Source organism: Streptomyces sp. SAS_272 (genome assembly GCF_052543235.1).
On record NZ_JBMNDR010000166.1, the window covers coordinates 1 to 8,271 of the forward strand.

Genomic DNA, 8,271 nt, shown 5'->3' on the forward strand with positions numbered 1-8,271 from the left:
GATGGTACTGCAGGGGGGACCCTGTGGGAGAGTAGGACACCGCCGAACAATCATTGCGAAAACCCCCGTGCCATTCGGCACGGGGGTTTTCTGCGTTTAAAAGGCATTTCCGAGCCGGAGTCCAGGCACTACTGTGCTTTGCATGTACACGTATGTGGTTCGGTTGGTGCGGCCGGAGGAGTGGGCCTCGGTCAAGGCGCTGCGGTTGCTCGCGCTCGAGGATCCGGCGGCCCCGCTCGCCTTTCTGGAGACGTACGAGACGGCTGCGGCTCGGCCGGACTCGTTCTGGCAGGAGCGGGCCGCCGGGGCGGCCGAGGGAGCCACCGGGGCTCGGCAGTACATCGCCGAGGCGGAGGACGGGCAGTGGGCGGGGACGGTCACCGTGCTCGTGGAGGAGGCGGGCAGCGTCGACTGGGCCGGCCATCCCGTCGAGCGGTCGCAGGGGCATGTCGTCGGGGTCTTCGTGCGGAAGGAGTGGCGGGGAAGCGGGATGTTGCAGGCGCTTCTCGACGCTGCCGCGGGCTGGGCCTGGGAGTCGGGGCTGGAACGGGTGCGGCTCATCGTGCACGAGCGGAACCTGCGTGCTCAGGGGGCGTACCGCAAGGCGGGGTTCGTCCCGACCGGGCGGACCGTGCTGCTGGGCGAGGAGTCCCAGGAGAACGAGTACGAGTTCGCCCTCGAGCGTCCCAGGGCGTCAGACCGGTAGTTCGTGGTGCGGCCAGCGGGCCCTGGCCTGTTCGCGGGAGCGGAGAAGGGCCAGGGTGGGCAGGCCCCGGTCCGTTCCGGTGGACAGGAGGTCCGGAAGCTGGGGGATCGGGGCCACGGCCGCCACGTCGTCGAGGACGAGGGTCAGTGGTGGGTCGAGGCGACCGGAGGATGACCGTTCGGCCATGCGCCGGCCGCGCTCGACCACGCTGGAGACGAGGGCCGTCAGGAGGGGCATGGCGCAGGGGCTCGTCCTGGGGTCCTCGAGAGATTCACCGAGCACATAAAGAGTGCCCCCTTCGTCCACGAAGGAATCCAAGGCGAGGGCATCAGTTCGGTTGGGAGTGCACGCCTCGCGGATGTTCACCGTGGAGAGGGCGGAGAGGGCACGGGCCGTCAGCTCCTGGGCGATGTCCCGGCGTTCGGGGTGGGCGGTCAGCGCGGCTTCCAGCTCGCCGGCCGCACCAGGGGCTGCCTTGGGATTCGTGCGCAGGGCGCGGACCGCTTCCTGGACGCCGGTGCCCTGGGACCAGCGGTGGACATGGCGGACCGTGCGGCCGTCGATGGCGGCGGCGTGGAGATAGCTGCGGAGCAGGGTCTCGGCCGTCTCGGCCACCGCCTGGTCGAGGCGGGCCGTGGGGCGCACGGGCATGAGGAGCGCCGCCGCGCGGGAGGCCGCGGTCGGACGGTCCTCGCAGCCTGCGGTGGGGGACCAGTGGAGGCGGGCCGGGGTGTCGCAGCGGTGAGCCGGGTCGTAGAGGTGGACCGGGCCCAGCTTGGCTCGGCCGTCCTTGGTGTCCTGCCAGAGGGCGGGGTCGGAGGTGAGGACGAGGGCCGGGCCCTCGGCGTCCCGGACGGCCTGGGAGGCGAGCGCGAACCGGGCGGCGGGGGGCGCGTAGTGGACCGTCCCGCCTTCGGAGCGCGAGGGCGACCAGCCGTGGGCGGGCGTGAGGACGGCGTCGTCGGGCTGCGGCGGCTCGGCCGTAGGGGAAGAGGGCGGGGACGCCGGCACGGTCTGCCGGTCCGTCTGGTGGTCCGTCTGGTGGTCCGCCGGCGGGACGGCCGAGGCGACGGACTGCGCCAGCGGAACCGACTCGGTCGGCGTCGCCTCCGTGCGCGGGGTGGGCACCTCGTGGTGCTGGGGCTCCGGGGCGTGCACGGGGGCCGTCCCGTCTGCCCTTCGGTGTGCTCGTACCGCCCGCCAGCGGGCCAGCGTGCCCATCACGAACACCGTGAGCACGAGCAGGATCATCAGCTGGCCGATCAGCAGGCCCCAGAAGAGGCCGTAACCGGAGAACTGCGCGGCGTCGGCGTCGGGCCAGGCGCCGGGGACGTCGTGGGGCTCGGCGATGAGATGGCGCATGGCCAGGGGGGTGCGGGTGAAGGTGACCCCGGACGGCCAGGAACCGTGGGCGAGGAGGGCCGACAGTCCGGTGGCCGTCCAGACGAGGAGCGTCATGCCGAGCAGGAAGGCCAGTATGCCGACGAGCAGGCCGTCGGGGATGCCTCCCTGCCCGGAGCCCCGGCCGGAGCCGTGGCTGTCGTGGCGATGCCCGTCACCCGGTCTCATGACCACCCCGCCCTCTACGCCACCGTCGACTCGGACGAACCGTCCAGGTCGGCGATGTGCTGTTCCATGAAGGCCGCCGCCCGTCGTTCCTGTTCCAGCTCGGCGGCGAGCAGCGCGTCGTCTTCGGCGATGCGGTCGGCGGAGGACTCCGTCATCGCGCGGTCGGTGAAGACCAGCGGACGTTCCGTCTCCGTGACCAGGTGTTTGACGACCTGGACGTTGCCGTTGACGTCCCACACGGCGATGCCCGGGGTGAGGGTCGGGATGATCTCCACGGCCCAGCGGGGCAGGCCCAGAACCCGGCCCGTCGCTCTCGCCTCGTCCGTCTTCTGGGCGTAGATCGTCCTGGTGGAGGCCATCTTCAGGATGGCGGCGGCCTCTTTCGCCGCCGCTCCGTCCACCACGTCGGACAGGTGGTGGACGACGGCCACGAAGGACAGGCCGAGTCGGCGGCCGAACTTCAGCAGCCGCTGGAAGAGCTGCGCCACGAACGGGCTGCTGATGATGTGCCAGGCCTCCTCGACCAGGAAGATGCGCTTCTTCCGGTCGGGGCGGATCCAGGTGTGTTCCAGCCAGACCCCGACGATCGCCATCAGGATCGGCATGGCGATCGAGTTGCGGTCGATGTGGGACAGGTCGAACACGATCAGCGGGGCGTCCAGGTCGATGCCGACCGTCGTCGGGCCGTCGAACATGCCGCGCAGGTCGCCGTCGACCAGGCGGTCCAGGACCAGGGCGACGTCCAGGCCCCAGGCCCGCACATCGTCTATGGCGACGTTCATCGCCTCCGCCGACTCCGGTTCGGGGTGGCGCAGTTGCTCGACGATGTCGGTGAGGACCGGCTGGCGCTCGACGATCGTCTCGTTGACGTAGGCGTGGGCGACCTTGAGCGCGAAGCCGGAGCGCTCGTCGAGGCCGTGGCCCATCGCCACCTCGATGATCGTGCGCAGCAGCGCGAGCTGGCCCGTCGTGGTGATCGACGGGTCCAGGGGGTTGAGGCGGATGCCGTGGTCGAGGGCGGCCATCGGGTCCAGACGGATGGGGGTTATTCCCAGCGCCTGCGCGATCAGGTTCCATTCGCCGACGCCGTCCTCGCCCTGGGCGTCCAGGACGACGACCTGACGGTCGCGGAAGCGGAGCTGGCGCAGGACGTAGGTCTTCTCCAGGGCCGACTTGCCGTTGCCGGACTCGCCGAGGACGAGCCAGTGCGGGGCGGGCAGCTGCTGGCCGTACAGCTGGAAGGGGTCGTAGATGTAGCCCTTCCCGGAGTAGACCTCACGGCCGATGATGACGCCGGAGTCGCCGAGGCCGGGGGCGGCCGTGGGGAGGTAGACCGCCTGGGCCTGGCCGGTGGAGGTGCGGACCGGAAGGCGGGTCGTCTCCACCTTGCCGAACAGGAAGGACGTGAAGGCGTCGGTGAGGACGGACATCGGGTCCCGCATGTGAAGCCCCTACCTTCGGATTCCGGTGGCGAACGGGAGGGTGTTCACGAACGCACGGTGATGCTCCCGGTCGCACCACTCCAGCTTCAGGTACGACTTGCCGGCCGACGCCCTGATCGTCCGCTTGTCGCGGGCGAGGGCCTCGGGGTTGCGGGAGGAGACCGTGATGTAGCCGACCAGGTTCACGCCGGCCGCGCCGGACGCCAGGTCCTCGCCGCGCTGGTCGAGACGGGAGTTGGCGGCGACGTCACGCGGGTCGACGGTCCGGTTCATCTTGGCGGCGCGGCTGGCCTCCGCCTCGTCGTTCGTCTTCTCCGTCAGCATGCGCTCGATGGCGACCTCGGTGGGTTCGAGGTCCATCGTGACGGCGACCGTGCGGATGACGTCCGGGGTGTGGACCAGCAGGGGAGCCAGGAAGTTGACGCCGACCGGGGTCATCGGCCACTCCTTCACCCAGGCCGTGGCATGGCACCAGGGGGCGCGGGTGGACGACTCGCGGGTCTTCGCCTGGAGGTACGTCGGCTCCATGGCGTCCAGCTCGGCCGGCCAGGCGTTGCGCCTGGTCATCGCCTGGATGTGGTCGATGGGGTGGTCCGGGTCGTACATGGAGTGGACGAGGGAGGACAGCCGGCCCTGGCCGAGCGGCTGGCGGACGCGGATGTCCGCCTCCTGGAGGCGTGAGCAGATGTCCGTCAGCTCGCGGGCCATGACGACGGCGAGGCCGGCGTCGCGGTCCAGCTTGCGGCCCGCCCGGGGGTGGGCGGCGCGGGCCATCGCGTGGGCCTCGGCGGCCAGTTCGCGGGTGTAGTGCATACAGGCGACGAGGTAGGCGCGGTGCTGCTCGCTGCTGGTGGACACCATGGACTGGAGCTGGTCGTAGGAGCGGGCCAGCCAGTCGGGGGACTTCTCGTCCCCGCGGAGGGCGACGTCCTTGGCGTGGGCGTCGGGGTCGGCGGGGAGGGTGCGGGCGAGTATCTGCAGCCGGGTGACGAAGCCGTCGCCGTTGGCCACGTGCTTGAGGAGGGTGCCGAAGCGGTCGACCAGAGCTTCCTGGTCCTCGCTGTCGCGCAGGCCGACGCCCGGGCCCTCGATCTCGATGGCGGCGGTCACCGTGCGCCGGTCCGCGTGCAGGAGGACGGCGATCTCGTCGGGTCCGAAGGGGGCGGCCAGCCAGCTGATGCGGCCGATGCCCGGCGGGGGGCCGACCTCGATCTCCTGGCCGTCCAGGCGGGTGCCGGCCTCCGAGGCCGTCGAGCGGTATGTGGTGCCGCGGCGCAGGGTGCGCTTGTAGCTGCGGTTGATCTCGAACCACTTGTAGAAGGTGCGGTGCTTGTACGGCACGTACACCGCGGCCAGCGCGAGCATGGGGAAGCCGCTCAGCAGGACGATGCGCAGGGCGAGGACGGGGACGAGGAGGCCGCACATCATGCCGAGGAACGCGCCGATGACGATGAGCGCGATCTCGCCGGACTCGCGGTTGCGGCCGACGATCGCGTTCGGCCGGGCGCGGCCGATCAGATAAGTACGGCGGGGCGTGATCGCGTGGGACACGTGGGAATCAGTCGTCAACGCCCTTCACCTCCCGTGCGGTTGTTGCTGCTGTTTCGGGTGTTGCCTGCGTGCGGGGTGTTGACGGGGCTGCTCGCGCGGGGCGCGGGTGCGGCGGAGGGGACAGATCCGCCGCCCCCGTTCGAGGTGCGCGAACTGTGGGCGGCGACCCCGCCGGACACCGGGTTGGCCGGGCGGCCCCCGGCGGACCCGGACGAGCCGCCGTTGTCCGCGCGGGTGCTGTGCGTCTTGATGCCCTGGGCGACCAGGTTCGCCGGGGAGCTGATGACGGCGGCTGCCTTGCCCTCGGCCCCCTGCATGATGCGGTTGTTGCGGCCGTTCGCGATCTCGTCGCCGAAGCCGGGGACGAAGCGGTAGATCATCGCGCTGGCGAAGATGGCGAGCAGGATGATGGAGAGGCCGGAGACGACGGCGGAGAAGGAGTCCGGGCCGTCGGCGGAGGACAGCGCTCCGGCCAGGCCGAGCACTATCACGATGACCGGTTTGACGAGGATGACGGCGATCATGATGCCGGCCCAGCGGCGGACGTGGCTCCACAGGTTCTTGTCGACCAGGCCCGCATAGACGACCGTGCCGAGCAGCGCGCCCACGTAGAGCAGGGCCGCCCGGATGACGAGCTCCAGCCACAGCACTCCGGCGGCGAGGATCGACACCAGGGACACGACGATCAGCATGATCGGGCCGCCGCCGATGTTCTCGCCCTTGGCGAGGGCCTGCGAGAAGGTGCCGAAGAACGTGTCGGTCTGGTTGCCGGTCGTCTTGGCGAGGACGTCCGTGATGCCGTCCGTGGCGGACACGACGGTGTACAGGACGAGGGGGGTGAAGGCGGAGGCCAGGACCGTCAGCCAGAGGAACCCGACGGCTTCGCCGATGGCGGTGGTCAGGGGCACTCCGCGTACCGCCCGCTTGGCGACGGCCAGCAGCCACAGCAGGAGCGTCAGGACGGTCGAGGCGGCGAAGACGACCGCGTACTGCTTGAGGAACCGCTCGTTGGTGAAGTCGACGTTCGCCGTGTCCTTCACGGCGGCGCTGAGCTTGTCGACGGTCCAGGAGGCGGCGTCGGCGCAGCCCTTGGCGAGGGAGGAGAGAGGGTCGAGGGTGTCGGAGACGCCGGGGTTGGTGGTGGACGAGCCCGCGTTGCCCCTCTCGCAGTACTTCTTGGCCTCACCGGGGATGAGACTGCAGTCGAGGCTGCCGGACGGCGCGGGTGTCGGGGTGGGTGACGGGGCCGCGAGGGCGCGTGTGGCCAGCAGCACGGCCGAGGTCTGGACGGCTGTCACGACTCCGGCGAGATGGAGCAGGCGGCGCGGCTTACCGGGCATAGGTGAACCCTCCGTACTCCTCGATGGCCTTGCTGATCTCGTCGGACGTGGCGGCTGCATCGTCGCCGGGGACCGGCGCGGGGCCGTCCTGTTGTGCGTCGTGGACGATCTTCCAGTCACCGTCGGTCCACTGGAGGTCGAAGGTCCAGGTCTTCCAAGACGAGGTGACCGGGTCGGTGGAGGTCGTTCCGGACATGCCGATCAGGCCCAGGTACCAGACGGCGACCTTGGCGCTCGCGGCGGAGTAGGACTGGGCGGTCGTGCCCACCGGCACCACGCGCGAGACGAAGGTGTCGCCCTTCGGTGCGTTGCCGTCGGCGTCGAGGCCCATTCTCGCGAGGAAGTCGGTCGAGTACGCCTGATCCATCGGGGCCTTCAGAGCGGCCGCTGCGGTGGTGGTGTAGACCGTGTCGACGAGGTCGTGCCGGCTGTCCTTCTGGAACATGCCGGTCGAGCCCAGGGCGACCGCGAAGTTGGCGGCGGCCGACTCTGCTCCCTGCCGGGTGTGGGCGAAGCCCGAGGGGATGCCGCCCGTCTTCGACTGCACCGGCTTCGTGCCCGTGGGCGTCGTGCTGGTGGCGTTCGGCTTGTCGCCGCCCGTCGGAGCGGAGGACCCGGAAGAGGAATCGTCTCCTCCGCGGTTCGCGAAGGCGATCGCCGCGATCAGCACGACCACGACGCCGACCACCGTCACCGTGCTGCGCGAGGGGCCGCGCGCGCCTCTGCGGGCTCCGCCGTAGGGGTCGTCCTCGGGAAGCCGGAGGCGTGTTCCGCCGTAGCGGTGGCCCTCGTCGGTGCGCGTGGGTTCGCCGTAGTCGTTCTCGTCGCCGGGAGTCATGCCGGGTACGCCCCCTCGTTGCCGTACCGGATCGCGTAGCAGTACGACGGTAGCCGTGCTGGTTCCCGCGCGGGCGCGGTGTGGTGACTCGACATCAGGGACATCAGGGAAACGCAACCTCAGCCGGTGGGCACGACAGGTGGGTGGGGACGGGGGGCCGGGCGTGCCCGGACGGGACTGGGGGGCTGCGGTGGCCGCAGCTACACGGCCATGCCGTACACGATCGTGAACAGCGTCCCCAGGGAGCCGATGATGAAGACGCCTGTCAGCCCGGCGATGATGAGGCCCTTGCCCTGTTCCGCACTGAAGGTGTCCCGCAGGGCCGTCGCGCCGATGCGCTGTTTGGCCGCGCCCCAGATGGCGATGCCGAGGCAGAGGAGGATGGCGACCGCCATCACGACCTCGATCATCACCTTCGCCTCGTTGCCCAGGCTGCCGAAGGGCCCCCAGTCGGGAGCGATCCCGCCGATGATGGTGTTGATGTCGCCCTTGTCGGCCGCGAACAGCATGTAAGTCACCGCCCCTGGTGGGTAGTTCCGCCGCCCTCTGCCGGTGTGCAGAGGTCACGTCTCATTCTCGCCGACAAAGTCGCCGTCGTATGTCGACTTGGCGTCATTGACGGACGGGATTCGTACGAATAGCTCGTATGGTCACTCTGTGTATCACGGCAGGTCACGCCGGGCAACGAGGCCGGAGCGGAACCCGTGGTGTGGTTCCGTCGTTAGCCCACTTCACGGCCCTGTGCGGTTTCTGACGGCCGGTCGGGTGAGCGTACGTTTCGATGTTCTCACGACGAAGGGCGAACGGGCCGCGGCTGGGTGCCGC

The 8,271-nt window shown here is 70.3% G+C and carries 7 protein-coding genes; 1 reads left to right on the forward strand and 6 read right to left on the reverse strand.

From position 1 onward, the window contains the following. Window positions 1–142 precede the first annotated feature (142 nt). Window positions 143–706: a GNAT family N-acetyltransferase gene (locus ACN6LD_RS41490; RefSeq protein ID WP_445045865.1), complete on the forward strand. Its 564-nt coding sequence runs from the start codon at window positions 143–145 to the stop codon at window positions 704–706. Here ACN6LD_RS41490 and ACN6LD_RS41495 read toward each other — a convergent pair. The 6 genes from ACN6LD_RS41495 to ACN6LD_RS41520 form a co-directional block, all read right to left on the reverse strand. Next, a complete protein-coding gene (locus ACN6LD_RS41495) occupies window positions 695–2,275 on the reverse strand; it encodes a type VI secretion protein (protein WP_445045866.1) in 1,581 nt (526 codons plus the stop codon). The two genes, ACN6LD_RS41490 and ACN6LD_RS41495, sit on opposite strands and share 12 nt — an antisense overlap. Before the next feature lie 14 nt (window positions 2,276–2,289). Then, window positions 2,290–3,717: an ATP-binding protein gene (locus tag ACN6LD_RS41500; protein ID WP_319193875.1), complete on the reverse strand. Its 1,428-nt coding sequence runs from the start codon at window positions 3,715–3,717 to the stop codon at window positions 2,290–2,292. 9 nt (window positions 3,718–3,726) lie between these two features. Continuing rightward, a complete protein-coding gene (locus tag ACN6LD_RS41505) occupies window positions 3,727–5,286 on the reverse strand; it encodes an SCO6880 family protein (protein ID WP_319193876.1) in 1,560 nt (519 codons plus the stop codon). Further along, the gene (locus tag ACN6LD_RS41510) at window positions 5,283–6,608 is read right to left on the reverse strand and encodes a hypothetical protein (protein ID WP_445045867.1); all 1,326 of its coding nucleotides are present in this window, start codon (window positions 6,606–6,608) and stop codon (window positions 5,283–5,285) included. Before ACN6LD_RS41510 ends, ACN6LD_RS41505 begins: the two co-directional genes overlap by 4 nt. Continuing rightward, a complete protein-coding gene (locus ACN6LD_RS41515; RefSeq protein ID WP_445045868.1) occupies window positions 6,598–7,446 on the reverse strand; it encodes a hypothetical protein in 849 nt (282 codons plus the stop codon). Before ACN6LD_RS41515 ends, ACN6LD_RS41510 begins: the two co-directional genes overlap by 11 nt. Before the next feature lie 200 nt (window positions 7,447–7,646). After that, window positions 7,647–7,955 carry a hypothetical protein gene (locus tag ACN6LD_RS41520; RefSeq protein ID WP_003991275.1) on the reverse strand — a complete coding sequence of 103 codons (309 nt, stop codon included), beginning with the start codon at window positions 7,953–7,955 and terminating at the stop codon, window positions 7,647–7,649. Window positions 7,956–8,271: the final 316 nt, after the last annotated feature.

Excerpts from the sequence above, each read along its gene's own strand:
- ACN6LD_RS41490 (WP_445045865.1), top strand. The coding sequence starts at position 143 with ATGTACACGTATGTGGTTCGGTTGGTGCGGCCGGAGGAGTGGGCCTCG.
- ACN6LD_RS41495 (WP_445045866.1), bottom strand. The coding sequence starts at position 2,275 with ATGAGACCGGGTGACGGGCATCGCCACGACAGCCACGGCTCCGGCCGG.
- ACN6LD_RS41500 (WP_319193875.1), bottom strand. The coding sequence starts at position 3,717 with ATGCGGGACCCGATGTCCGTCCTCACCGACGCCTTCACGTCCTTCCTG.
- ACN6LD_RS41510 (WP_445045867.1), bottom strand. The coding sequence starts at position 6,608 with ATGCCCGGTAAGCCGCGCCGCCTGCTCCATCTCGCCGGAGTCGTGACA.
- ACN6LD_RS41515 (WP_445045868.1), bottom strand. The coding sequence starts at position 7,446 with ATGACTCCCGGCGACGAGAACGACTACGGCGAACCCACGCGCACCGAC.
- ACN6LD_RS41520 (WP_003991275.1), bottom strand. The coding sequence starts at position 7,955 with ATGCTGTTCGCGGCCGACAAGGGCGACATCAACACCATCATCGGCGGG.